The organism is uncultured Zhongshania sp., assembly GCF_963975605.1.
Classification (GTDB): domain Bacteria; phylum Pseudomonadota; class Gammaproteobacteria; order Pseudomonadales; family Spongiibacteraceae; genus Spongiibacter; species Spongiibacter aquimaris.
This window is the reverse complement of record NZ_CAXBHN010000030.1, coordinates 1-24,335: the sequence shown is the minus strand read 5'-3', so window position 1 is coordinate 24,335 and position 24,335 is coordinate 1. Positions and strand designations below refer to the sequence as shown.

At 50.0% G+C, this 24,335-nt stretch carries 22 protein-coding genes; 13 read left to right on the top strand and 9 right to left on the bottom strand.

What is annotated here, in order from left to right; translation table 11 throughout:
* Window positions 1-14: 14 nt before the first annotated feature.
* Together AAC007_RS16320 and gpmM are read right to left on the bottom strand one after the other, a co-directional pair.
* Window positions 15-1,100, bottom strand: a complete 1,086-nt coding sequence (locus AAC007_RS16320; protein WP_339678171.1) for a peptidoglycan DD-metalloendopeptidase family protein — start codon at window positions 1,098-1,100, stop codon at window positions 15-17.
* Between the two features lie 65 nt (window positions 1,101-1,165).
* On the bottom strand, window positions 1,166-2,722 hold the full coding sequence (gene gpmM, locus AAC007_RS16315; RefSeq protein ID WP_339678169.1) for a 2,3-bisphosphoglycerate-independent phosphoglycerate mutase: 1,557 nt from the start codon (window positions 2,720-2,722) through the stop codon (window positions 1,166-1,168).
* Window positions 2,723-2,877: 155 nt separating this feature from the next.
* Between gpmM and AAC007_RS16310 the strand changes: the two genes are divergently transcribed.
* The 4 genes from AAC007_RS16310 to AAC007_RS16295 are packed head-to-tail and all read left to right on the top strand — an operon-like array spanning window position 2,878 to window position 4,632.
* On the top strand, window positions 2,878-3,288 hold the full coding sequence (locus tag AAC007_RS16310; protein WP_295874401.1) for a rhodanese-like domain-containing protein: 411 nt from the start codon (window positions 2,878-2,880) through the stop codon (window positions 3,286-3,288).
* Window positions 3,289-3,330: 42 nt separating this feature from the next.
* Window positions 3,331-3,585, top strand: coding sequence for a glutaredoxin 3 (grxC, locus tag AAC007_RS16305; protein WP_219042965.1), 255 nt, complete (start codon window positions 3,331-3,333; stop codon window positions 3,583-3,585).
* A 55-nt stretch (window positions 3,586-3,640) separates the two neighbouring features.
* Window positions 3,641-4,117, top strand: coding sequence for a protein-export chaperone SecB (gene secB / locus AAC007_RS16300; RefSeq protein WP_219042964.1), 477 nt, complete (start codon window positions 3,641-3,643; stop codon window positions 4,115-4,117).
* A gap of 50 nt (window positions 4,118-4,167) precedes the next feature.
* Window positions 4,168-4,632, top strand: a complete 465-nt coding sequence (locus AAC007_RS16295; RefSeq protein WP_339678177.1) for a tRNA (cytidine(34)-2'-O)-methyltransferase — start codon at window positions 4,168-4,170, stop codon at window positions 4,630-4,632.
* Between the two features lie 96 nt (window positions 4,633-4,728).
* Here AAC007_RS16295 and ntrC read toward each other — a convergent pair whose 3' ends face one another.
* The 4 genes from ntrC to glnA form a co-directional block, all read right to left on the bottom strand.
* Window positions 4,729-6,150 (bottom strand): nitrogen regulation protein NR(I), encoded by a 1,422-nt coding sequence (gene ntrC, locus AAC007_RS16290; protein ID WP_339678166.1) that lies wholly within the window; start codon window positions 6,148-6,150, stop codon window positions 4,729-4,731.
* Window positions 6,147-7,223 (bottom strand): nitrogen regulation protein NR(II), encoded by a 1,077-nt coding sequence (gene glnL, locus AAC007_RS16285; RefSeq protein WP_295874389.1) that lies wholly within the window; start codon window positions 7,221-7,223, stop codon window positions 6,147-6,149. The genes ntrC and glnL overlap by 4 nt, the downstream gene beginning before the upstream one ends.
* Window positions 7,224-7,459: 236 nt before the next feature.
* Window positions 7,460-7,957: a DUF4124 domain-containing protein gene (locus AAC007_RS16280; RefSeq protein ID WP_339678163.1), complete on the bottom strand. Its 498-nt coding sequence runs from the start codon at window positions 7,955-7,957 to the stop codon at window positions 7,460-7,462.
* Between the two features lie 374 nt (window positions 7,958-8,331).
* Window positions 8,332-9,738: a glutamate--ammonia ligase gene (gene glnA, locus AAC007_RS16275; protein ID WP_295874383.1), complete on the bottom strand. Its 1,407-nt coding sequence runs from the start codon at window positions 9,736-9,738 to the stop codon at window positions 8,332-8,334.
* 328 nt (window positions 9,739-10,066) lie between these two features.
* On the opposite strand from glnA, the gene thiI reads away from it, so the two are divergent.
* Both thiI and AAC007_RS16265 read left to right on the top strand, forming a co-directional pair.
* The gene (gene thiI, locus AAC007_RS16270) at window positions 10,067-11,521 is read left to right on the top strand and encodes a tRNA uracil 4-sulfurtransferase ThiI (RefSeq protein WP_296433792.1); all 1,455 of its coding nucleotides are present in this window, start codon (window positions 10,067-10,069) and stop codon (window positions 11,519-11,521) included.
* The gene (locus tag AAC007_RS16265; protein WP_339678161.1) at window positions 11,518-11,946 is read left to right on the top strand and encodes a thioesterase family protein; all 429 of its coding nucleotides are present in this window, start codon (window positions 11,518-11,520) and stop codon (window positions 11,944-11,946) included. Before thiI ends, AAC007_RS16265 begins: the two co-directional genes overlap by 4 nt.
* Window positions 11,947-11,950: 4 nt before the next feature.
* On the opposite strand, the gene AAC007_RS16260 is transcribed toward AAC007_RS16265, so the two are convergent.
* Together AAC007_RS16260 and AAC007_RS16255 are read right to left on the bottom strand one after the other, a co-directional pair.
* On the bottom strand, window positions 11,951-12,394 hold the full coding sequence (locus AAC007_RS16260) for a hypothetical protein (protein ID WP_296433789.1): 444 nt from the start codon (window positions 12,392-12,394) through the stop codon (window positions 11,951-11,953).
* Between the two features lie 13 nt (window positions 12,395-12,407).
* The gene (locus AAC007_RS16255) at window positions 12,408-13,718 is read right to left on the bottom strand and encodes a sodium-dependent transporter (protein ID WP_295874374.1); all 1,311 of its coding nucleotides are present in this window, start codon (window positions 13,716-13,718) and stop codon (window positions 12,408-12,410) included.
* A gap of 288 nt (window positions 13,719-14,006) precedes the next feature.
* Here AAC007_RS16255 and typA point away from each other — a divergent pair, with 288 nt between their 5' ends.
* The 7 genes from typA (at window position 14,007) to AAC007_RS16220 (ending at window position 22,280) form a co-directional block, all read left to right on the top strand.
* Window positions 14,007-15,818, top strand: a complete 1,812-nt coding sequence (gene typA / locus AAC007_RS16250; RefSeq protein WP_296433785.1) for a translational GTPase TypA — start codon at window positions 14,007-14,009, stop codon at window positions 15,816-15,818.
* 135 nt (window positions 15,819-15,953) lie between these two features.
* Window positions 15,954-16,925, top strand: coding sequence for a prolyl aminopeptidase (gene pip / locus AAC007_RS16245; protein ID WP_339678159.1), 972 nt, complete (start codon window positions 15,954-15,956; stop codon window positions 16,923-16,925).
* Between the two features lie 195 nt (window positions 16,926-17,120).
* Complete coding sequence (gene dtd / locus AAC007_RS16240; protein WP_339678157.1) at window positions 17,121-17,558, top strand: D-aminoacyl-tRNA deacylase; 438 nt, start codon at window positions 17,121-17,123, stop codon at window positions 17,556-17,558.
* Window positions 17,559-17,691: 133 nt separating this feature from the next.
* Window positions 17,692-18,291, top strand: coding sequence for a hypothetical protein (locus tag AAC007_RS16235; protein ID WP_296433782.1), 600 nt, complete (start codon window positions 17,692-17,694; stop codon window positions 18,289-18,291).
* A 237-nt stretch (window positions 18,292-18,528) separates the two neighbouring features.
* Window positions 18,529-19,344 carry an AraC family transcriptional regulator gene (locus AAC007_RS16230; protein ID WP_296433781.1) on the top strand — a complete coding sequence of 272 codons (816 nt, stop codon included), beginning with the start codon at window positions 18,529-18,531 and terminating at the stop codon, window positions 19,342-19,344.
* 159 nt (window positions 19,345-19,503) lie between these two features.
* Window positions 19,504-20,772, top strand: a complete 1,269-nt coding sequence (locus AAC007_RS16225) for a lipase family protein (RefSeq protein ID WP_339678155.1) — start codon at window positions 19,504-19,506, stop codon at window positions 20,770-20,772.
* The gene (locus tag AAC007_RS16220) at window positions 20,769-22,280 is read left to right on the top strand and encodes a M28 family peptidase (protein ID WP_296433774.1); all 1,512 of its coding nucleotides are present in this window, start codon (window positions 20,769-20,771) and stop codon (window positions 22,278-22,280) included. Before AAC007_RS16225 ends, AAC007_RS16220 begins: the two co-directional genes overlap by 4 nt.
* 120 nt (window positions 22,281-22,400) lie before the next feature.
* Here AAC007_RS16220 and aceK read toward each other — a convergent pair whose 3' ends face one another.
* Window positions 22,401-24,134 carry a bifunctional isocitrate dehydrogenase kinase/phosphatase gene (aceK, locus tag AAC007_RS16215; protein ID WP_296433773.1) on the bottom strand — a complete coding sequence of 578 codons (1,734 nt, stop codon included), beginning with the start codon at window positions 24,132-24,134 and terminating at the stop codon, window positions 22,401-22,403.
* Between the last annotated feature and the right edge of the window lie 201 nt (window positions 24,135-24,335).

Here is a 24,335-nt window from a genome sequence, read left to right as displayed (position 1 = left end):
CGAATACTTCGCCCTTATTGGCACCACCGGCGCGGGTCGGTGGGTTGGCCCTTGTAGCGAATCTCAAAATAAAGCCCAGCTTGGCGTTGTCCGCCGCTATTTCCTACCGTTGCGACGGCCTCGCCACCCTTAACCCAGTCACCTTCGGTGCGCAGCAGACTTTGGTTGTGGGCGTATAGGCTGAGGTAGCCACCGCCGTGGTCGACAATAATCAGCAAGCCCGCTCCGCGCAGCCAGTCGGCAAATACCACGCGGCCATTGTGTATGGATAGTACCGAGTCTCCCTCGTTGCCGGCAATTTGAATGCCTTGCCACGTCACCGCGCTGCCTTGCCGGGATGCGCCGTAGCGATTGAGAAGCTTACCTCTTACCGGCCAAGGCATTTTGCCGCGCATGGCATTAAAGGGTTTATAGTTTTCGGGTATCACGATATTAGTGATTTCCCGCTCAACGGCCTGTAAGACGTTTTCTAAACCTTTCCGTTCCTTGTCGAGGGTATTCAGGGAGCTGGTTTTATTTAGAATTTCACGATCTATCCCCGCCAGCGCGTTCGCGCGTTGCTGCTTTTGCTGCAACAAGCTTTGCTGTTGGCGTTTAAGTTCTGCACTGGTTTCTGCAAGCGCCTGAGCTTCCGCCTCTATGCTTGGCTTTAGCGAGTCTAATTCCGAGAGGGTGTCGCGGTATTTAGTCAGTTCTTCACTGCGGGCACGGTTGAAATAGTCGAAATAGGTAAGTGTGCGGCTAAGCTTTTCTGGCTGCTCTTGGTTTAGCAGCATTTTCAACTGGCTTTCTTTGCCTAAGGTATAAGCATTGCGAACATGTTCTGCAATTAGCGCCTTTTGATTCACTTGCTGTTTGCGAAGCAGCTGTTGGCGAGATTCTAGCTCGGCCAGTTTGCGCTGTTGTTGTTCGCGCTTGCTGCTGGTTTGCCGCAGTTTTGCCGCTAGTTCACCGATATCTTTTTCTATGGTGCGCAGCGCTTTTGCGGTGCTGCTGCGATCTTGCTGCTGCTTATTAATCGATTTTTTTAGGGAGCCAATCTTGTCGTTAAGATTATTGAGTTGGCGCTGCGTGTTGTCGTTATCTGCGGCCGCGGCCATAGCGCAAAACAGCAATAAAGCCGCGCATAGTGTGCGAAAACTGACGGCGCGCAGCAGCACCTTGATCAGGCTTCACGCAGTAGGTTTGTGCCGGTCATTTCAGCGGGCTGATCGACGGACATCAGTGCCAGCATGGTAGGTGCAATATCCGCTAGCTTGCCGCCCTTTTCTTGCAGCGCGCCGTGCTTGTTGCCAACGTAGACCAATGGCACAAGCTCGGTGGTGTGTTGCGTGTGTGCTTGACCGGCATCGTAGTCGACCATTTGTTCGCAGTTGCCGTGGTCGGCGGTGATCAGGCAGTGACCATCCATTTCGATAACGGCATCGGTAACGCGCTTTATACAAGTGTCCAATGCTTCAACGGCTTTTACAGCGGCAGAAAATACGCCGGTATGGCCGACCATATCGCCGTTGGCATAGTTGCAAATAATGGCGTCGTAGTTGCCGCTGCGAATGGCGGCGACCAGTTTGTCGGTGACTTCTGGTGCGCTCATTTCAGGCTGTAAGTCGTAGGTGGCTACGTTTGGTGAGGCGATGAGCTCCCGGTCTTCTCCCTTATAAAGTGCTTCGCGACCGCCGCTAAAGAAGAAAGTGACGTGGGCGTACTTCTCGGTTTCGGCAATGCGCAATTGGGTCTTGCCGGTTTTTTCCAGCACTTCACCTAAGCTGTTGTGCATTTTTTCTGGCGGGTAGGCGACGGCGGCTTTAATGCTGTCGGCGTACTCGGTGGTCATGACAAACTCGGCGAGGGCGGGGACTGTTTTGCGCTGGAAGCCGTCGAAGTCTTTGTCGACAAAGGCGCGGGTGATTTCTCTGGCGCGATCGGCGCGGAAGTTCATGAAAATAACGGTGTCGCCATCTTTAATGCTGCCGTCGTCTTGCTGGGCAGATTGAATAACCGAGGCATTGACGAACTCGTCGTTTTCATCGCGGGCATAGGCGGCGGCGAGTGCTTCGCCGGCAGAGTCATAGCGATAGTCAGCGCTCGCTTGGGTGAGCAAGTTATAGGCTTTTTCTACTCGGTCCCAGCGGTTATCTCTGTCCATGGCGTAGTAGCGACCAATAACAGAAGCCGTGCGACCGCGGCCGAGCTCGGCAAATTTCTGGTCTATTTTAATTAGTGAGTTCTCGGCACTGCGTGGTGGTGTGTCGCGGCCATCTAAAAAGGCATGGACATAAATTCGTTCGGCGCCGCGTTTGGCGGCCATTTCCATCATCGCTAATATGTGGTTTTCATGGCTGTGCACGCCGCCGCTAGATAACAGCCCTAGTATATGAACGGCTTTGCCCGCCGTTGCCGCTTTGTCTATGGCGCCGGCGTAGGTGGGATTGTTAAAAAAATCACCGTCGGCGATATCTTTGTCGATGCGAGTAATGCTCTGATAAACAATACGACCTGCGCCAAGGCTCATGTGGCCGACTTCAGAATTGCCCATTTGGCCGTCGGGTAGTCCCACGTCTAAGCCTGAACCAGAAATAAGTGTATGCGGTGATTTCTCCCACAAGCTGTCCCAGTTGGGCGTCCTGGCGTGGAAAATCGCATTGTCTTTGGGGTCTTCGCGGTAGCCAAAGCCGTCAAGTATGATTAATACCACGGTTTTTTTGGTTTGCGTGTCGGCCATAATAAATCACTTCAAATGGGCTGGAATTAGCGGAACATTGTAACTTTTTAGGCACAAGGCGGCTATGCAGGGAAGGGTGAGAATTGCACAGTGGCAGTGTATACTCTCGCTTTTTTCGCGAATTGTGTTCACCGCGACGTATCAAGAGAGCTTTCATGGAAAAATTAATCCCTTTCGTAGCTGAGCAGTGGATACTTATATCGGCCTTAATCTCGTGCTTATTGCTGTTAAGTTTTCACGAGTCAAAGCGTGCTGGCAAATCTATTACGCCTCAGCAGATGGTAAGCTTGTTGAACCAGCAGGGCGCGGTGGTGATTGATCTGCGCGACAAAGCTGAATTTAGTAAAGGACATATCTTAGACTCGGTGAACCTGCCGTTTGCTAAGTTAGACAAAGAGATCGATGGTCTTGCCGACAAAGAAAAGCCCGTCGTGCTGGTATGCAAGCTAGGTCAGCACTCCGGCGCCGCGGGTAAAAAACTCGGTGCTAAAGGCTATACGCAGGTGCACCGCCTAAAAGGTGGTATCGGTGAGTGGCAAGCAATGCAGATGCCACTGGTAAAATAGTTGAACAGATAGTATTAACGATTTAAATAGGGGAGAGTGATTTTGGCGAAAGTAACAATCTACACAACGCGATTCTGCCCTTATTGTGTACGCGCCAAGCAGTTGCTGACTAGCAAAGGCGTTAAGTTTGAAGAAATTCCGGTTGATGGCCGCAATGACCTTCGCAGTGATTTATTGACTCGCACGGGTCAGCGAACTGTTCCGCAAATATGGGTGGGTGATACCCATGTCGGTGGATGTGATGAGTTAATGGCCCTTGAGCGTCGCGCGCAATTGGATGGAATGCTCGCCTTGTAATTATCAATGGCGCCCATATTGTTTGTTTATACCCAGAATTAGGAAGTAGAAAATAATGGCAGAAGAAGCACAAGCTCCCGCTCAACCTAAGTTTGCGTTACAGCGTATATACGTTAAAGACGCGTCGTTTGAATCGCCAAGTGCACCGGTGATTTTCACCAAGGCGTGGAAACCGAAAATTCAGGTCGATTTGAATACCCGCAGTAATCCCGTTGCTGAGAATAATTTCGAAGTTATTCTTACCGTTACCATTACCGCTAAGCTGGAAGATGACGAGACGGCATTCCTGGTAGAAATTCACCAGGGTGGTTTGTTTCTGGCCGAAGGCATAGAGGGCGAGCAATTGCGTCAGCTTCTTGGCATAGCGTGCCCCAATATGTTGTTCCCGTATTTGCGTGAAGCAGTTGACGCATTAGTGGTGAAAGGTGGTTTCCCTGCACTTGCTCTTCAGCCGGTTAATTTTGAGGCGCTTTATCGTCAAGCGCAGCAGCAGGCTGAGCAAAAAGCGGCCGCTGAACCAACTACTCACTAGGTGAGCTGGCGACGCTGGGCTGATCAAGTCTAGCGTTGCCCAATACCCCCATGTTTCATATTGCCCTGCATGAACCGCGTATTGCGCCCAATACCGGTAATATTATTCGTCTCGTCGCGAATAATGGCTGTCACCTGCATTTAATTGAACCGCTGGGTTTTGATCTCGAAGAAAAGAAACTTCGCCGGGCAGGATTGGATTACGCTGATTTAGCTCGGGTCAGCCGGCATGCGAATTATGAAAGTTTTCTGCAAGAAATGGCCGGTCGGCGTATCTTTGCCCTAACTACCAAGGGTAGCCGCAGCTACGCAGACGCCGAATTTAAAGCCGGTGATGTGCTGTTATTTGGCTCCGAAACCGCTGGCCTGCCGCAGAATATTCGCGATGATTTGGGGGTTGAGCACTGCTTGAAAGTCCCGATGATCGGTACGTCCCGCAGCTTGAATTTGTCGAATACCGTGGCGCTGGTAAGTTATGAAGCGTGGCGGCAGGTGGGGTTTCTGGGTTCCAGCTAGGCGACGGGCGTCTGACGCCGGATGTAAAAAAGCTCAGCGCGAGTGCTGGGCTTTTTTGCATCAGACGTCCGACATCAAGCGTCTGTCTATTTAAAATCAATCATCGTCGTCATCGCCACCCATACCCAGTTCTTTAATTTTCCTGGTCAGGGTATTGCGACCCCAGCCGAGTAAATTAGCCGCATCGCGGCGGCGTCCGTGGGTGTGCTTCAGGGCGGACTCGATCATGATTCGTTCAAATTGGGGTATTGCGCGATCTAGTAGTTTGTCGCGTCCCAGCATTAATTCCTGATCTGCCCAGCGCTTGAGGTTATCTTGCCAGTTAGATGCTGGCGCCGCTTCGCCCTGGGGTCTTTCCAGCAATTCTGGCGGAAGGTCATCAATGTGGATTTCACGGCCGGCTGCCATAACGGTTAGCCAGCGGCAGGTGTTTTCGAGCTGACGGACGTTACCTTGCCACTCCATTTGACAGAGGTATTCCTCGGTCTCGGGGCGCAGGCGTTTGGGCTCTACGCTTAGCTCGTTGCCAGCGCGGGTGAAGAAGTGCTGCATAAGTTTGGGAATATCTTCGCGGCGCTCTGACAGGCGTGGTAAATGAATACGGATGACGTTCAGGCGGTGAAAAAGGTCTTCCCGGAAGGTGTTGTTTTTTACCAGCTTCTCTAGGTGTTGGTGGGTGGCGGCAATAATTCGCACATCCACTTTCACGGGGGTGTGGCCACCGACACGGTAGAATTCGCCGTCTGCCAACACGCGCAATAATCGGGTTTGGGTATCGGCGGGCATATCGCCGATTTCATCTAGAAATAAAGTGCCGCCATTGGCTTGTTCAAAGCGACCGCGGCGCTGGGCGCTGGCGCCGGTAAAAGCGCCTTTCTCGTGGCCAAATAATTCCGATTCCATTAAGTCTTTGGGAATGGCCGCCATATTTAAAGCAATAAACGGTTTGGTTGCGCGGGGGCTGTGGCGGTGAAGCGCCTGTGCTACTAGCTCTTTACCGGTACCCGATTCGCCGTTGATGAGGACGGTGATATTTGATTGAGATAGCCGCCCGATGGCGCGGAAAACTTCCTGCATAGCCGGTGCTTCGCCGATGATTTCGGTGGCTTCTAGCGGCGCTTGTTCGGGGAGTAAATTGCGGTTTTTATTGGCGTGCTGCAAAGCGCGCTGGGTGGTGGCGACAGCTTCGTCGATATCAAAGGGTTTAGGTAAGTATTCGAAGGCGCCACCTTGGTAGGACGCCACTGCGCTGTCCAGGTCTGAATGGGCCGTTGTTATAATGACGGGCAGACCGGGATGCGCGGCGGTAATTCTTGATAGTAACTTTAAGCCATCAATACCGGGCATACGAATATCGCTAATGATAGCGTCGGGAACGTCCCCCTCGAGGTGGCCAAGCAGTTCGTCGCCGTTTTCAAAGCAGCGGGTAATGATACCTGCCTGAGTGAGTGCTTTTTCTAGCACCCAGCGTATCGATCGATCGTCGTCGGCTATCCAGACAGAATTAGCTTGGCTCATGAGGCTTGCTCCAGGGGAATGTGTAGCGAGAACACGGTGTTGCCGGGTTCGCTACTGCATTCTATAAGTCCGTTGTGTTGATTAAGTATTGATTGCGCAATCGACAGCCCGAGCCCAGTGCCTTCGGCGCGTCCGCTTACCATCGGTAAAAAGATGGAGGCGCGCAGCTTGGCGGGTATGCCGGGGCCGTTGTCTGCAATGTCGACACTGCAAACTAGCCGGTGACGGTGGCTGCCAATAGTGAGTTGGCGCAGTGTTCTGGTTCTAATAATAATTGTTGGGTCTCTATCGCTGAGCGTGTCTTGTCGCAGTGCTTGTTGGGCGTTGCGGATGACATTCAAAAAAGCTTGAATCAGCTGTTCGCGGTCACCAAGAATGTCAGGGATGCTGGGGTCGTAGTCGCGAATAATACGAATGTCCCCGTTTGATTCAGCTTCGACAAGCTGTCTTACCCGTTCTAATACTTCGTGGATGTTGGTCTTTTTCTTCTCCGGTGCGCGGTGTGGACCGAGCATGGTGTCGACTAGATTCCGCAAGCGGTCGGCTTCTTCAATAATGATATTGGTGTAGTCGTGGAGTTTGGGATCGGTGAGTTCGCGAGCGAGTAGCTGGGCAGCGCCGCGAAGGCCGCCCAGTGGGTTTTTAACTTCATGGGCGATGCCGCGAATTAGCGCCTGGCTATTCTGTTGCGATGAGAGCAGGCCCTCTTCACGGCTGATGCGAATCAGGCGATCTAATGGCTGCAATTCAATAATGAGAGATGTACGCCGATTTTCAGTTACTGGCGTCACTGCGTAATCCACGGTGATTTCTGTTCCTGAGCGCAGGGTTAATACCGTTTCGCGTTTGGTATACGCCTCGCAGTTGTTGATTGCGTCGAGCAGTTTTACGAGGGTGTCTTCTTGCTCGTGAAAAAGTTTAGTGATCGCTTCACCGTGAATACGTTGATCGGATACCGCCAGCAGTGCCTCTGCCGCCGGATTAATATAGCTGACGGTCAGGTTCGGCTCGACCAACAGTATTGCTGTTTTCAAGTTGTCGAGAATTTGATGGTAGATATTGCTCGGAGGCATAGCATCGCCAATATGTTCGTTATGTCTTGCCTTAAAGCAATTTCTAGGCCAAGCGAAATTGCGAGGACTTTATCGATGAATTCATAATTTTGTCTGCTCGATAGGACGAAGAGCCCTATTTTGGGGCCTTATTCTATGTGCTTGAGCAGCGGTTTTATGAGGCGAAATTGGTCACTAATTTGCAGTATGCACCTATAAGGTGCGTCCTGGCACGAGAAACTTCATGTGGCGTGGGCTTAATTTGTGGGCAGGTATACCATTACGCTACTGCTGTCTTCAGCGAGATTTTTTCCATCTTTGCTAATTAAGATGGCGCGTATTTGATGCTGGCCGCGGGTAAGTCGAGGTATCTCATGGCTGGTGGCGCTGGAGGTGGTGATGGTGCTGCCGTCTAGCTTTATGCGGATTTGCTGGCCGTCTTGCAAGGGTGTGCCAGTCCTGACGCTAACGGTGGTTGCCACTAGGCCGTTGGGGATGATGGTTCCGTCACTGGGGGAGCTTATTTGAATGGTGTTGCGGTCCATATTTACGTCGTTCACCTTGGAGCGTTGTGGCTCTGCGACGTCTACCGCGGGCGTCGTATTTAAGGTGGGGAGTGTCACGGTTTCGCTATTTTTGGGCGCTTTATCGGAAAACACCGTTCGTCCATTTTCGTCAGTGTAGCGATAAATTTCCGCATTTAAAGGCTGGCCGAGCAGCGCAAATAGGCAGCTTAAGATGACTGGTACGCGCATGATGGCTCCTTATGGTTACGCTGAGTCTAATAATGTCGCGAGAATGGCTAGTACTCCTTCAGCATGATATTGACGGGTACAGCGCCAAGCAGGCCGTTCCCTGCAAGACGCACTGGCGCAGGCGTAGTGGGCCTACGTCAAGCCAGTGCAACGCCGCAGGGGGCGGCCTGCTTGGCGCCCTGCGGGTCAGCCCTACGGCGGTCCATTGCTTCGTTATTTCCTCTCACCATAGGCCCACTATGCTTTCGAGAAAACGCCTCGCACTGAACCGCCGTAGGACTGACTGTACCCGTCAATATCATGTTGAAGGAGTACTAGGCTACAAGCATAAAAAAACCCGCCAGAGGCGGGTTCTTTTAAAGCGCTATCACGTATTACACGCTGTAGTACATGTCGAACTCAACAGGGTGAGTTGTCATGGCTAGGCGCTCAACTTCTTGGGCTTTAAGTGCAATGTAGGCGTCGATAGTATCGTCGTCGAAAACACCGCCAGCGGTGAGGAAAGAGCGGTCTGCGTCTAGTGCTTGCAGTGCTTGATCCAGGCTAGAGGCAACGGTTGGGATTGCCGCTGCTTCTTCTGCTGGAAGATCGTAAAGATCTTTATCAGCAGCATCGCCAGGGTGAATCTTGTTTTTGATGCCGTCCAGGCCAGCCATCAGCATGACCGCAAACGCGAGGTAAGGGTTGGCAGATGGATCTGGGAAGCGAACTTCTACGCGACGTGCTTTCGGATTTGGAACAAATGGAATGCGGATTGATGCAGAGCGGTTGCGCGCTGAGTAAGCCAGCATAACAGGTGCTTCAAAGCCTGGAACCAAGCGCTTATACGAGTTGGTAGAGGCGTTGGTGAACGCGTTGATAGCACGAGCGTGCTTGATGATACCGCCGATGTAGAACAGCGCAGTTTCAGACAGGCCGCCGTAGACGTCGCCAGCAAACAAGTTAACGCCATCTTTGCTTAAAGACATGTGAACGTGCATGCCGCTGCCGTTGTCGCCAACGATTGGCTTGGGCATGAAGGTTGCGGTTTTGCCGTAGGCGTGAGCCACATTGTGTACGCAGTACTTAAGAATTTGAACTTCGTCTGCTTTCTTAACGCAGGTGTTGGGGCCAACGCCGATTTCACACTGACCAGCGGTACCTACTTCGTGGTGATGTACTTCAATAGTAAGACCCATGTCCGTCATGGCGTTACACATTGCGCCACGCAGGTCGTGTAGGCTGTCGACTGGTGGAACGGGGAAATAACCACCTTTAACGCCTGGGCGGTGACCGGTATTGCCTTCTTCAAAGTTGTCGCCAGACTTCCACGCCGCTTCGTCAGAAGCAATCGCGTAGCTAGCGCCTTCCATTGATACTTTCCATTTAACGTCGTCGAAAATAAAGAATTCTGGCTCTGGACCAAATAGGGCGTTGTCGGCGATACCACTAGCCCGCATAAAGTCTTCAGCGCGCTGTGCGATAGAGCGTGGGTCGCGGTTGTAGCCCAACATAGTAGAGGGTTCTACGATGTTGCAGCGGATGATAATAGTTGATTCTTCAGTAAACGGATCTAAAACAGACGCTGAGTCATCTGGCATAAGAATCATGTCTGATTCGTTAATGCCTTTCCAGCCAGCGATCGATGAACCGTCAAACATTTTGCCGTCTTCAAAGAAACCGGCGTCAACATCGGTAGCCGGAATGGTGACGTGCTGCTCTTTGCCTTTTGTGTCGGTGAAGCGCATGTCTGCCCATTTCACGTCGTTATCGGCGATTAACTTCAGAGTGTTCTCTGACATTATGTACGTCCTCCAGAATAGAGAGTCTGTTAAAGGTTCGGCTAGGCCGAGTTAATGATGATTATATTCGCAACGTATTGTGCCGCATAGCGGAGCAATCTGTGAACCGTAAAAGCAATATATATGCCGTTTAATTGTGCTTGCTGTTTGGGCGCAGAGATCGTCGGTTGTTGGTGGTGATTAAAGATTGTGCGTAGCCACTAAAAATGTGCTTTATTTTGGTGCCTCATGGGAATTTATGTGCCATTTCGGTGCGCGTAGTTGGTTGGGCTGCATGGCGACCTAGGGAAGGCTATAATAGCCGCCCATTTATTTATGCGACCCTGTAATGAAATTTATCGTCAAGCTGTTTCCCGAGATCATTATCAAAAGTAAGCCTGTGCGTAAGAAATTTACTCAGCAGTTGCGAGATAATCTTCGGAAATTACTTTTGCCACTCGATCCTGGCTTGATCATTGTTCGCGATTGGGATCGTATCACTATCGAAACACATGCCACTGACTTGGATGTGCTGGAGGGTTTTGCAACGGTATTGTGCAATACCCCCGGAATTGCTCATGTTATCGAGGTCGCTGAGTACCCGCTAATTGATGTGCACGATATTTTTGAGAAAACCCGCGATGCCATTGGCGATAGCTTGCGGGGTAAGCGTTTTGTAGTTCGTTGCAAGCGCGTGGGGCAGCACGATTTTAACTCCAGTGAAATTGAGCGCTATGTCGGTGGTGGCTTGAATCAGCACGTCGAGTCCGCCGGCGTCGATTTGCATAATCCCGATGTAACCGTGCGTATCGAAGTGCGCAATGAGACTGTCTATATCGTTAATCGGCGCTTAGAGGGTTTAGGCGGCTATCCCTTGGGTACGGTTGACGCGGTGATGTCACTTATCTCTGGCGGCTTTGACTCCACGGTCTCAAGCTACATGATGATGAAGCGGGGAATGCGAACGCACTTCTGTTTTTTCAATTTAGGTGGTCGTGAGCACGAGGTGGGCGTGAAAGAGGTTGCCCTGTATTTGTGGCTTAAATATGGTGCGTCTCATCGGGTGAAGTTTGTCAGCGTCCCTTTCGAGGAGGTGGTTGGCGAAATCCTTAAAAATGTCGAAAACTCGCAAATGGGCGTTATTCTCAAGCGCATGATGCTGCGTGCGGCCTCCAACGTTGCAGCGCAGCTAGAAGTGCCTGCCTTGGTAACAGGTGAAGCCGTTTCGCAGGTTTCTAGCCAGACCTTGCAGAACTTATCTGTGATTGATCAAGTTACCGATACCCTCGTACTTAGGCCGTTGATTGCGATGGATAAACTCGACATTATTAAGGTGGCCGCGCAAATCGGTACCGAAGAGTTTGCCGCGAATATGCCTGAATACTGTGGTGTTATTTCGGTTAGGCCCACCACCCGGGCCAAACCGGAGAAGATTGCCGCGCAGGAGGAAAAATTTGATTTTTCCGTGTTGGAGCGCGCGATTGCGGCGGCGGAGTTTATCAATATCGATCAATTGGCTGACGAAGATAGAACCGTAGTCGATGTCGAGGTCTTATCTATTCCCGTGTCGGGATCGTTAATACTGGATGTGCGACATCCCGATGAGGTTGATCGCAAGCCCTTGAAGCTGGTCAATGCCGAGGTCCAGGCAGTGCCGTTTTATGAATTGCATCGCCGTTTTGTCGAATTAGATCAATCTCGAATTTATCTGCTGTACTGTGACAAAGGCGTGATGAGTCGGTTACACGCGTCGCACTTAGTAGAGCAGGGTTTTACTAATGTGAAGGTATATCGTCCATCATGAATAAGGAGTCAACTCCGCCTTTGTTTGACGTGCTAATTTCACCGCGCTGGGCTGACCAAGACAGCATGGGGCATATAAACCACGTGCAGTATTTTCGTTATCTCGAAGAAGCCCGCGTGCAATGGATGACAAATACCGGCTTTGGTATGAGTGGCAGTGGTGAGTTGTCTGGGATGATTGTCGCTGCGGCTGGGCTCAACTTTCGCAAAGAGTGGCATCATGACAAACCACTTCGCGTCAGAGCGTGGTCGGTGCATATCGGCAATAGCAGCTTCCGTTTATTACAGTCTTTGTACTCGGAAGATGGTGGCGAATTAGTTGCTGAGGGGGAGATTACCTTGGTGTGCATTGACGCCAAACACCGCCCGATACCAATAGCTGACAGCGAGCGGGCTCAGTTGCAAAAGTGCCTACTGGTTCAGTAGGCGTCTACTTGTTTGCTGGCGCGCCTAAGTTTAGGTTGTAGTATTTAAAGTGCTGATTTTCGAGTGTTAGCGTTGCCGTCATAATGGCGCTGCCGTGTTCAAAGCGCACATTGCTGCTATAGCTGAGCTTGGGCGGGTGATTGAGTATAGATAGCGCGCCACTTAAGCGAGAGAATATTGGCTCGTCCATGTCGGTGAATGCGCCTAGGTGCCTATAGCTTGCCGTTAACTCCTGTAGTTGCTGATCGCTGACTTCGGCTAGGGTTTCTTTTCCCAACTCTGATTTTAGGTCGCTCACTTCCCAGCTCGAAATTTTTTCTAGTGACGCTTTTAAGTAGCGGTCAGCATTCGCCTTGTAGTGGTTTTCGACTTCCCCGCTGTAGTAATAAAGCCCGCCAAAGCCGAGTAGGCCGGAAATAACAAACACATTTAAGGTGATATTGCGCACAGAGTAATCCTGTTCAGATAAGTTTAAGGCTGTTTAGAAATACAAGAATAATACCGATTGGGGCGAGGTAGCGCAGCACAAACCACCAGCTTTTGAAGAGAATGCTGTTATCCATGCCCACTTCGTGCGCGACCATCTTGCGCGGCATTACTCTACCAACAAATAACGCAATCATTAGGCCGCCCAGCGGCAGCATGATATTGGCGGTTAAGTAGTCAAGCGCATCGAATACTTCGCCATAATAAATGCAGGCTATGCCACCGAGCCACGCTATCCCTGTAAAGCCAAAGGTCGATAATGGGCGTTTGATGCCGTATTTTTCTAGCCAGGCAACGCCGGGTTCTATCAGTGAAATTGACGAGCTGAGGGCGGCTATACTGACTAGGGCAAAAAAGATAGTGCCGAAAAATTGCCCGCCAGCCATATTGGAAAAGGCGATGGGCAGCGTGACAAACATCAAGCCTGGCCCTTGTCCCGGTGTTAGGTCGTTGGCGAAGACGAGTGGGAACATGGCCATTCCCGCCACGAGTGCTATCACGGTATCTAGCGCGGCGATAGTCAGCACGGTTTTACCAATGGATGCTTTACCCGGGAAGTAGGCGCCATAGGCCATTATCGCGCCCATGCCTAAACTCAAGGTAAAGAAGGCGTGTCCCATCGCGACGAGAATCGCGTCGCTGCTAAGTTTGCTAAAGTCGGTGTCGAACATGAAGTGCAGGCCGGCGCTGAAATCGCCATTTATCCAGCTGTAGCCCAGCAGAAGCAGAAGAAAGCCAAAGAGAATCGGCATCAAAATATCGACTGATTTGCCGATGCCGTTGGTCACGCCGCCAGCAACGATTGATGCGGTGATCAAGGAGAAGATGGTGTGCCACAAAAATTGTTCTGACGGGTTGCTGAGCAGCGACGAGAAATTTTGTTCGATTTCAGCGGTGGGCTTTTGCAAGTAACTGCCGCTTAAGCTCTGTGCAACATAGTCTAGCGCCCAGCCCGCAACCACGCTGTAAAACATCATGATCATTAGGCCGGCCAGAATGCCAATCGCGCCGACAGCGCCCCACTTACCGCTCCTGCCAGCCGTTTTGCCCAGGCTGCTCATGCTGTGAACGGGGTCGCTGCGACCAGCTCGGCCTACCATTATCTCTGCAATCATAACTGGTACGCCGATGAGCAGAATGCAGCCTAAATACACTAGGACGAAGGCGCCGCCGCCATATTCGCCGGTGATATAGGGGAATTTCCAAATGTTTCCTAAGCCAACCGCCGAGCCGGTTGCGGCAAGAATGAAGGTCCAGCGGCTCTTCCATGTGACATTGCTTGTCATCGTTATTGGCATCCGTAGCGGAATGTAGTCGACTTTAATTTGATTGTAACGGCTATCGGCGTTACGCCCAAGAGGTGGTTGTTATTGGGCAAATAAGGATCATTAGGTGGTACTACGTCGTTAACTTTTGCTCGTTAGCTGTAAAATGCACGGCATAAATCATGTGCTTGGCTAATAAACCCGCTATAATCGCGACCTTATTTTAAATGGCGAAATTGCCAGTCCCACTATTTGCGTGCATGCCTTCGTATACAGATAGCAAAAATGTCCATCCGGAATTTCTAAATTATGAGTGAAGTCAGTAAGTTAAGAAACGTCGCCATCATCGCCCACGTTGACCATGGTAAAACCACATTGGTGGACAAGCTGTTGAGTCAGTCGGGAACCCTTGACCGCCGCAACCAAGATTCCGAGCGGATCATGGACTCCAACGACCAGGAGAAAGAGCGCGGTATTACCATTCTTGCGAAAAACACCGCAATTGAGTGGAACGGTTACCGTATCAACATCGTTGATACCCCTGGTCACGCCGATTTCGGTGGTGAGGTAGAGCGCGTTCTGTCGATGGTCGATAGTGTATTGCTGTTGGTTGACGCGGTTGACGGCCCAATGCCACAAACTCGCTTTGTAACTCAAAAGGCCTTCGAGCAAGGTCTGAACCCCATTGTGGTTGTTAACAAAGTTGACCGTCCGGGTGCACGCCCAAACTGGGTAGTTGATCAAGTATTTGATTTGTTCGATCGCCTGGGTGCGACCGATGAGCAATTGGACTTCCCAATCATGTTCGCATCGGCAATTAACGGCATTGCAGGTCTAGATTTTGAAAATCTAGCTGAAGATATGACACCGTTATTCCAAATGATTGTAGACAAGGTGCCGACGCCAGAAGTTGATGCTGTTGGTCCTTTGCAAATGCAAATTTCAGCACTCGATTACAATAGCTATGTTGGTGTAATCGGTGTTGGTCGTATCACTCGCGGTACCATGAAGGCCAATGACCAGTTGGTTGTCGTTGGTGCTGACGGCAAAAGCCGTAAGTGTAAGGTGTTAAGCGTGATGGGCTACTACGGTCTTGAGCGAGTTGAAGTGCCTGAAGGTAAGGCGGGCGAGATCGTTTGTGTGACGGGTATTGAAGGCCTGAATATCTCCGACACGCTTTGCGCGCCTAGTCATCCTGAAGCCTTGCCGCCATTGAGCGTAGATGAGCCAACGGTCAGCATGACCTTCCAGGTAAACGATTCACCGTTTGCCGGTAAAGAAGGCAAGTTTGTCACTTCACGTAATATTCGTGATCGCTTAGACCAAGAGTTAATTCACAACGTGGCCCTGCGCGTTGAGCAAGGTGAGACGCCAGATAAATTTAAAGTATCTGGCCGTGGTGAATTACATCTTTCTGTACTGATTGAAACCATGCGTCGCGAAGGTTTTGAAATGGGTGTTTCTCGCCCTGAAGTAGTACAGAAGATGGTCGATGGCGTGATTCAAGAACCGTTTGAGCATGTTGTTATTGATGTTGAAGAGCAGCATCAAGGTTCGGTTATGGAAGAGCTTGGCTTGCGTAAAGCCGAGATGACCAATATGGAGCCAGACGGCAAAGGTCGCGTTAAACTTGAGTTTATCGCACCAGCGCGTGGCTTGATTGGTTTCCGTGGCCAGTTCTTAACAATGACGTCTGGTAGCGGCATCATGACCACCGTTTTCGATCACTACGGTGAAGTGAAAGGCGGCGAGCTAGCTGGTCGTCAGAACGGCGTTCTTGTATCAATGGTTGGTGGCAAAACGTTGAGTTACGGTCTGTTCAATTTGCAAGATCGCGGCCGTCTCTTCTTGGGTCATGCGGCAGAGGTTTACGAAGGCCAGATCATCGGTATTCACAACCGCAACAATGATCTAGTTGTTAACCCAACCAAGGCTAAGCAGCTGACCAACGTTCGCGCTTCTGGTACTGATGACGCGCTGACGTTGTCGCCGCACATTAAACACACTTTGGAGCAGGCTCTTGAATTCATCGAAGACGATGAGCTGGTGGAAGTGACACCAAAGAGCATTCGTCTGCGTAAGAAACTGTTGAAAGAGAACGAGCGCAAACGCGCTAAGTAAACGTTCTCACTCCGGCGGCTGTGTTCCACAGTCGCCGTTCTCCCTCCCCCGATTCGATTCACACTATAGATCACATACCGATACGTCCGCGACTAGGCTACACTGACTAAGCGCAATTTTTGGATTGGTGTCGTTATGCTCACGATTTTTCCCGATATAAAGCCTTATCAAACTCATCATTTGCCAGTTCAGGCACCCCACGTTCTTTATGTCGAGGAATCTGGTAATCCTGATGGCATTCCCGTGCTATTTGTGCATGGCGGGCCAGGCGCTGGCTGTAGTCCAAGGGCGCGTTGCTTTTTTGACCCAGAGCGCTATCGCATCATATTATTTGATCAGCGCGGCTGCGGTCGCTCTGAGCCTCATGCCTGCCTGGAAAATAATACAACACCGGCGCTCATTGCCGACATGGAGCAAATACGGCAGTACCTAAACATTGATACTTGGGTGCTGTTCGGTGGGTCTTGGGGTTCTACCTTGAGCCTTGCCTATGCGCAAGCGCAGCCAGCTCGAGTAAAGGCCTTGATATTGCGCGGTATCTTTTTATGCCGCCCACAGGAATTAGAGTGGTTTTACAGCGAGGGCGGCGCCAGCAAAATCTTTCCCGATTACTGGAAAGATTTTGCTGATTGCGTACTTCCTCGCGACAAGGAAAATCGCATACAAGCTTATCATCGTGTACTGCATGGTCAGAATGAAGTGGCGCGAATGTCAGCTGCCAAAGCCTGGTCAATATGGGAGGCTCGCTGTTCGACGTTGCGGCCAAATCACGATGTCGAAGATCACCTAATGGACCCTCATACCGCCGTGTCGATGTCGCATATTGAAACCCATTATTTTATTAATGAGGCTTTTATGGAAGACAATCAGCTCCTTGATAATATGGCGGTGATCGAAAATATTCCGGGCATTATTGTTCACGGTCGCTACGACATGATTTGCCCGCTTGAGAACGCGGTAGAGTTGCATCAGCGCTGGCCGAGTTCAGAGCTGCATATCATTCGTGATGCCGGCCATTCCGCCTTTGAGCCAAGCATCTCTGATGCCCTGGTTAAAGCGAGCAATGATATTGCGGACCTACTAAGCAATGGCGAATTAAGTTACTAGCAGGCTGTTGAAAAACTACCTACGTTGCGTCTGCGGCGTTAAAAATGGCCTCAAAATGCTTATTTACTACGTGTAAACTCCGCTTTTTCAGCCATTTTTGCCTTGCATCCGCTGTCTCGCCAACGTTTTTCAACAGCCTGCTAGTGTGTTCATCGCAGTGGTAGGGATAAAATAAATTTGAAAATTAGGGTGTGAATGAAAGCGTTACTGCAGCGTGTACGGTTTGCGAAAGTTGAAGTTGATGGGTTATGCGTTGCCGAAATAGAGCAAGGCTTGCTGGTTTTTCTGGGTGTTGAGAAGGACGATAGTGAAGAGCAGGCCGCCAAACTGATTAGCAGGCTACTTGCGTATCGAATTTTCGCCGATGACGAAGGAAGGATGAATAAGTCAGTCACAGATATTAATGGCGGGGTGCTGCTGGTGTCGCAATTTACTTTGGCGGCAGATACTAAAAAAGGATTGCGTCCGGGATTCTCTACTGCGGCTGACCCCGTTCGCGCAGAAAATTTATATGATTATGCCGTCGAGGATTTGAGCGCAAAACACGCTAATGTTGCATTTGGTCGGTTTGGTGCCGATATGCAAATCAGTTTGCTCAATGATGGTCCGGTGACGTTTTTGCTAGAAGCTTAGAGTGATATAGGGGCTTCTTAAAAAGTTCACTTTAGTTTTCGTAAAAGTAATAATTCACGTCTGCAAAAAATATTAGGAACTGTTTGCTAAAACGCAGTCTAAATCGCTGTCTACATTATGGAGAGCGAAAATCATGTTAAACAAAAAAACGATATTACTTGCGGCGGGTTTCACCAGTGCAATTGCTGCGGGTCCATTATTCGCAAAAGATTTTAGCTACACTTATGTTGAAGGTGGTTTTGCCGATGTTGAAGTTGACAACGACGATGCCGATCAAATTTATGGCGGTGGCTCATTAGCATTGGATCGAAATATTTTTGTTCGCGGTTCAATTGGGAACCTCGATTACAACAGAAATTTAGAGTTTGATACCGTGAGTATAGGTGTCGGTACTCCGAGAAAGCTATCTGATCGCAGCGATTTAGTGATGGCTTTAGACTATAGCTTTGCTGAATCGGAAAGTACTAATCCAGTGCTAGATAATATTGATATCGATACCTTAACAGGTAGCGTCATGTCACGTACTTGGCTTACCAATAATATTGAAGGTAACTTAAGTGCTGGTTTGGCATATCAGGATGTTGATGGTGATTCCGATTCGGGTGCGGTATTGGGTGCCGGCTTACGTGTCTATATTGTTCCGCAGTTTTCAGTAGCGGGTAATATCAGTCGCAGTTTTGTGGGTGACTACGATACTGATTCAGTAGGCATTAACGCACGTTTACAATTCTAGTATCTTTAGAATTAGAAGGGCTGCGCGAGCTCTTCAACCTTTAGTAAAATCCTCGTCGAAAGACGGGGATTTTTTATATTAAGACGTTGTGATTTTTGTGCTATTTTGTCGGCTAGGGTTTGCAAATAGCCCGCACGATGATAAGAACAAGCTGATATCCCCAGTCCAATATTGCTAGGGTTTTTATAGATTGGATTTAAATCTGTGACGTATATAAAAATAGGTGTGTAGTAGTCAGTGACAGACAAAGCCGATATCAAGGATACGCTTAATCCTTCAGGGGACGCCATGAAGGTTTACTACTGGTACGGCGGTTTATTACTGTTGGCTAAATCCTTAGTGCTTAATAGGCCGACGACATCAATTGCGGCAACTTTGCGAATTGCTCTCGCGGAACCATACAAAATAGAAGTCGATGGCCGGCGTTTGACTACGCGGGCATCGATTGTTGCTCCTAAGTGCCGCAGAGCGAGCTTGGATGCAACTAATAGTAATATGGCGTTATTTTATCTTCCTGTTGAGCGGCCCGAGTATCGACGGTTGCGCCAGCGCCTAGGTAGTGAGTCGATATTAGAATTAGATATGGCCGACTTTAGCGCGGTTCTACCTCAATTGAAAAAGGCTTTTGATGGGCAGCTAGCCAATGCTGAGCTAAAGACAATGGTCAACGAGACCCTGTCTATCGTGGCGGGCCCAGCTCGGGAGCTTGCAGTCATTGATCCGCGGATCGTGAGATGCTGTGAGATCATGGCGAATATGCCGTTAAATGAATTCAATATTGAGAATTTAGCACAGCAAGTTTATTTGTCGTCATCTCGCTTGCGAAGCTTGTTCAAGCAAAACATTGGCCACTCTATTGGAGAGTACGCGAGGTGGTCAGCAGTGTGGCAGGCGGTAGACCAGTACACGCCAGGCCGTAGTTTTACCGACGTCGCCATGGAAACGGGCTTTTTCGATTTACCCCATGTAAGTCGCACTTTTGTGGAAGTTTTTGGAATCAGCCCCTCACTGGCCATAGATTCTGATTTTATTGATCGCCACCGTATTTGCTAAGTTCGTGTCACTAGTCAGCTCTGCCGCGATCGCTCCTGTGCCGTTTTCCTTCCTTATTTAATATAGTCATGTCATACAAGTCAGCGTTTTATGACATGTGGAATTATATGCCTTTATAAAAATAATAAGCTGGAATGACGCCAGCTTAAGGGAAAGGGCATGATGTATAAAAACAACGCTGCCAGCATTTGTTTGGCTTTGGCGACCGTGTTGTTCTCCGGAAATGCGCTCAGTAATTTTCTTGATAGAATTATAACGCTTGGTGAAAACACCCAGATATTGCCAAATACCCCGCAAGAAAATATCCCAGCGGCTTCGGCGCCAGGCTGGAAAACTCGCCCACCTGGAACAATTGTTGAGATCTTTGACGCGCCATCGTCGAGCAGAGTCGCGGGGGCTGCAGAGGCGTTATTCGTTCGTTATACCACTGTGGATGTTCAAGGGCTACCGGCATTGGCGTCAGGCTTAGTATTGATTCCCGAGGTTCAATTCCATGCGAACGGCCATTGGCCTCTGGTTGTGTACGGCCATATGACAACAGGTGTGGCGGATGCGTGTGCGCCTACACATGGCGTTGTTGGCTCCAGCGAGTTGCGGCGTATGCAGCAAGGAGATGAGGTGGCACATCAACTTTTAAGCCGTGGTGTTGTTGTTGCGAGGCCAGACTATGAAGGCCTTGGCGAGTCGGGGCCACACCCTTACTTGCGCGGTGATTCGCTCGCGCGGGCAATGCGTGATATGGCTTCCGCAGTTGGTCGAAATTGGAATGGCATTGGTGATAAGTGGGTCGCCGTTGGTCATTCGGAAGGTGGTGTTGCCGCCCTTAATACTGGAAGTCGCGACCATCCCAGCGCCGCGGAGTTAAAGCTTATTGGTGTAGCCGCTATTACACCAGTCACGCGGCTAGAGAACCTGGTTGCTGTGCTAGAACCGTCGCCCGTCACGGCCCCTGGAGTCGATGTCGCAGTGGCGTTAGCGGCCTTGGTGCTTAAAGGTATTGCGAGTGTAGATTCGGATTTTGAACGCTTATTACTCGAAGAAGGAGGCTTGTCGCCGCGCGCGCTAGCATTGTGGCCGGACCTTGAGCGTCTGTGCTTAGAAGATCTCAGTCATAAATCCTCTTGGGGTGGAATAGCGCCGTATGAGCTTAAGGGACCTCGTGGAAGTGAAGTCGTCGCGGAAGTACGAAGAGCTTTGCAGGAAGATGATGTCCGCTTAATTCCTATGCGCCGCGATATAGCCGTTCGTATTGATGCAGGTATTTTGGACACTGTAGCGCTGCTGCCGTTCACCGATGAGCTTGCCAGCCAGTATCGAGCGCGTGGCTACGATCTCACCTACGAGCGTTGGCTGGCGGACCATTCGCCGGTGGCTGATGTGGCTGCACCGGCTATTGTTAACTGGGTTATGGAGCAATTTACGAAATGAGTATTTTAAGCGAAATAGCTCGTGACACATGGTCCCGATATAACGACAGTCGGGCGTGCTTTGATATTCAGCGTCGCCAATTGCCACGGCGCATAATGCTGATGGTGATCGTCTTGGTTTTATCGTTGGTTATTACTGGATGCAAGTCATCAAGTGGCGGCTCTAATACTAGCGCCGTGGGAGGTGGGCAGCCTAGCTTGCCGTCGGATCCAATGGATCCTGCGCGCCTTAAGCGCTGGGTCACGGAGCTCTGCGATTTTCAGCCACGTTGGGCGGGTTATCCTGAAGAACGTAAGGCTGCGGAATGGTTGGCTAAGCGCTTGAGCGACGCAGGTATCAGCACTGAGATCGAACCTTATGGGATGCGAAAGTGGCAACTCGATGACTGGGATATTGCTTTGATTGAAAATGGCGTTGAACAGGAAATAAATAGTTTTCCAATTTGGTCAACGCGGGCGGGCACCGGCACTGCAGAACTGGTCGATGTTGGTTTTGGTAGTGAGCTGGAGTTACTCGCCCAAAATCTTGAAGGTAAGGCTGTTGTCGTGACCGGACGGGCATTATTAAACGTGTTTTCGACTTACTCGTCTACTTACCATCGGGCCGCGGAGCTGGGTGCAGTGGCGATGTTTGTTACGTCAGACGCCCCGGATAATCTTATTCGGCCTACCAGTTCGGGGGAGAATTTTTTAGACGACAATGAGATTCCGGCTTTTCAATTAGGTGCTCAAGATTTGGCGCGTCTGCGCAAGGCTGCGCACAAGGGCGGTTCGGTAGCGTGGCGTTTAGATGCCAAACATGTGGACGGAACGACCCATGATGTTGTCGCCCGGCTTCCTGGTTCTGGCGCAGAATCGGGTACGATTCTAATTGCAGCCCATTACGATGCATGGTTTACAGGCGCCTTAGATAATGCGACTGGCGTTGCTGGGCTCATCGGATTAGCAGAACATTTTGCGTCTGTCCCACAGGACGAGCGGCCAAGAGATATCATATTCTTGGGCGTAACGGGACATGATGTGGGGTACCCACACGGTGGTGTTAGTCGTTGGATAGATACCTATCCTGAGGAAGTGGCTAATCATGATCTATTTGTAAACTTGGATCACCTTGCCGCAAAAGGTGAGGAGCACATTACTGGTACAGGGCTTATTGATATGCTTGGTTTGGTAGTGGAGCGACCCGGTGATGAGGAGCGCGCATTGTTTACGACGTTCCATCCGGCCCTTATTCGTACGTTTGCACCTTATCTTGTCAAATATGGTTTATTGGCAGTGCCGCTGCCGACTGTACCGTCGGTTACCGCTAACGGTGATTTAGAAGGTGCGATGGGTGAGCTCGGTGTTCCCAGTGTAAATCTGACGATGGCGACCCCACATTATCACACCGAGGAAGATACGCCGGACCGCATTCCGGCAGAGCAATTATCGCGTGCAGTAAGTGCTTATCGAGACTTTATTACGGATATGATTTATATGAGTCGAAGTCAGATTGTGTCGCCGCTGTAAAAACGACTCTGTTCGTGCGGCTAGTTTGTCGTGAGCGCATTGCTGCGGGCGTATGTTTTGCTAGGTTGTTTTGAGCATCGGCGCGATCGCGTCGATACTCTTTTTTACAATACTGCATAGCTAAACAGAAGCCCGCTGCTGAAAACGTTGCTTCTTACGGTAAGGAAATACGTCTGCGACATAGCCGTTGCGAATTGTTTCCTGTAATCCGCGCCAATACTCAGGGTCATACAGTTCACTGTGTAGCCTGTCGAAAACTTTCTTGGCGTGCTGATTGCCAGAGAAAAATAATCTAAATTCTTCTGGAAATACATCTTCCGGATTGACTTCATACCAGGGCTGGGTAGCCATGGCTTGCTCGTCATTTTTTGGTTCCGGCAAGCTTCTAAAATTACAGTCTGTGAGCGGGCATATTTCGTCGTAGTCGTAGAAAACAACGCGGCCATGACGTGTTACGCCAAAGTTTTTAAGCAACATGTCCCCAGGGAAAATATTACCCGCCGCAAGCTGTTTAATCGCGTTGCCATACTCGCCCATTACACTTTCTAATTGTTGCTCATCACAATTTTTAAGATATAAATTTAACGGTATCATTTTGCGTTCTATGTACACATGTTTGAGTAGCAGTGCGTTGCCGCTCACTCTTATTTTCGAGGGCGCTTCTTTCTCAAGTTCAGCAATTAATTCATCAGAAAAACGACGGCGATCAAAAGCCAAATTATTAAATTCCTGAGTGTCGGCCATGCGGCCGCCGCGATCCCAGCGCTTTACTAGGCTATAGCATTGACGCACGTGTTCTTGAGTCATGTCCTTAGGTGGCGTGAAGCGGTCTTTGATTACTTTGTATACATAACCGAAGTCAGGGCGGGTAAACACTAGCATAACCATGCCCTTTATACCGGGAGCGATAATATAGGGTTCTTCGCTACTCGCAGTGTCTTCAACAGCAAAGCGATAGAACTCGGTTTTGCCGTGCTTGGGCATGCCAATGGCACTGTAAAGTTCGAAGATTTCTTTGTTCGGCATCAGCCGGTGCAAGAAGGCGATGTATTCCGAGGGTATGGATGTATCCACCATGAAATAGCTGCGGCTAAAACTAAACAAAATAGAAATATCATCGGGATCATATAAAACGGTATCGACGAAAATGGATTTATTTTCGCTGTGAAGGATAGGTAGCACAAAGGGCATACTAAAGTCGCCGCTAACAATGCGGCCTACGAGATAGGCGGCCTTGTTGCGGAAGAATAAAGACTCCAGCGTTTCGACGATAATGTCTTTCCCGCCATCGCGAATTTTTGGAATGAATACCTTGTTGACCACGTTCATGATAAAACCGATATCGCGCTGCTGATCTTCCCACGGGATATTAAATTCGCAATCGTCCAGCATTGACCTAACAATATCGGCGGCGTTGTCTCCGTCAAATCGGTAGCGCTTGAGGATGGAGTCGCTTGCTGTGGGCGGTCGCTCTTGGTTGGAGGTCAGCGCAAAAGTATGTATGTCGCGAATTTTCTCATGATCAAAGACATGGCAATAAATAGAGTTGAAAAACGATTGAGCGATTTCATAATTGTCGTGATGCTGGATAAGCTCAGAGTATTCCTGCTTGGCAATTTCCCAGTTATCCCGATCTTCCACACTGCCGCCGGTGATGGTGTAGGCCGCCTCCGCAACGATAGCGCGCTTTTGTTTCCAGAGAACTAGCCGGTCGCGAATAGCCTTCTGTGCTCCGTGCCAGTCGGCTGCTTCAAAGCGAGCTTGGGCGCCGAGAGTGATATTTTTGTACTCTGCGAAAAACGCATCAAAGCCATTCAAAATGGCCATGGCAAGCCGGCGGGTGTTTGTGGTCACGTTGTTGTGTTGTCCTTGTGTGTTGCTATTAGATTGTTGCTGTATGCTGGACGGGAGATGAGGGCGCAGATTGAAGTCTGGCGTCGGATGTCTGACGAAAAATAAACACGCACCGCTTGATCGTAGCATGTGTGTGATTGATCATTTTCCGACTTCCGACTTCCGACTTCCGACTTCCGACTTCCGACTTCCGACTTCCGA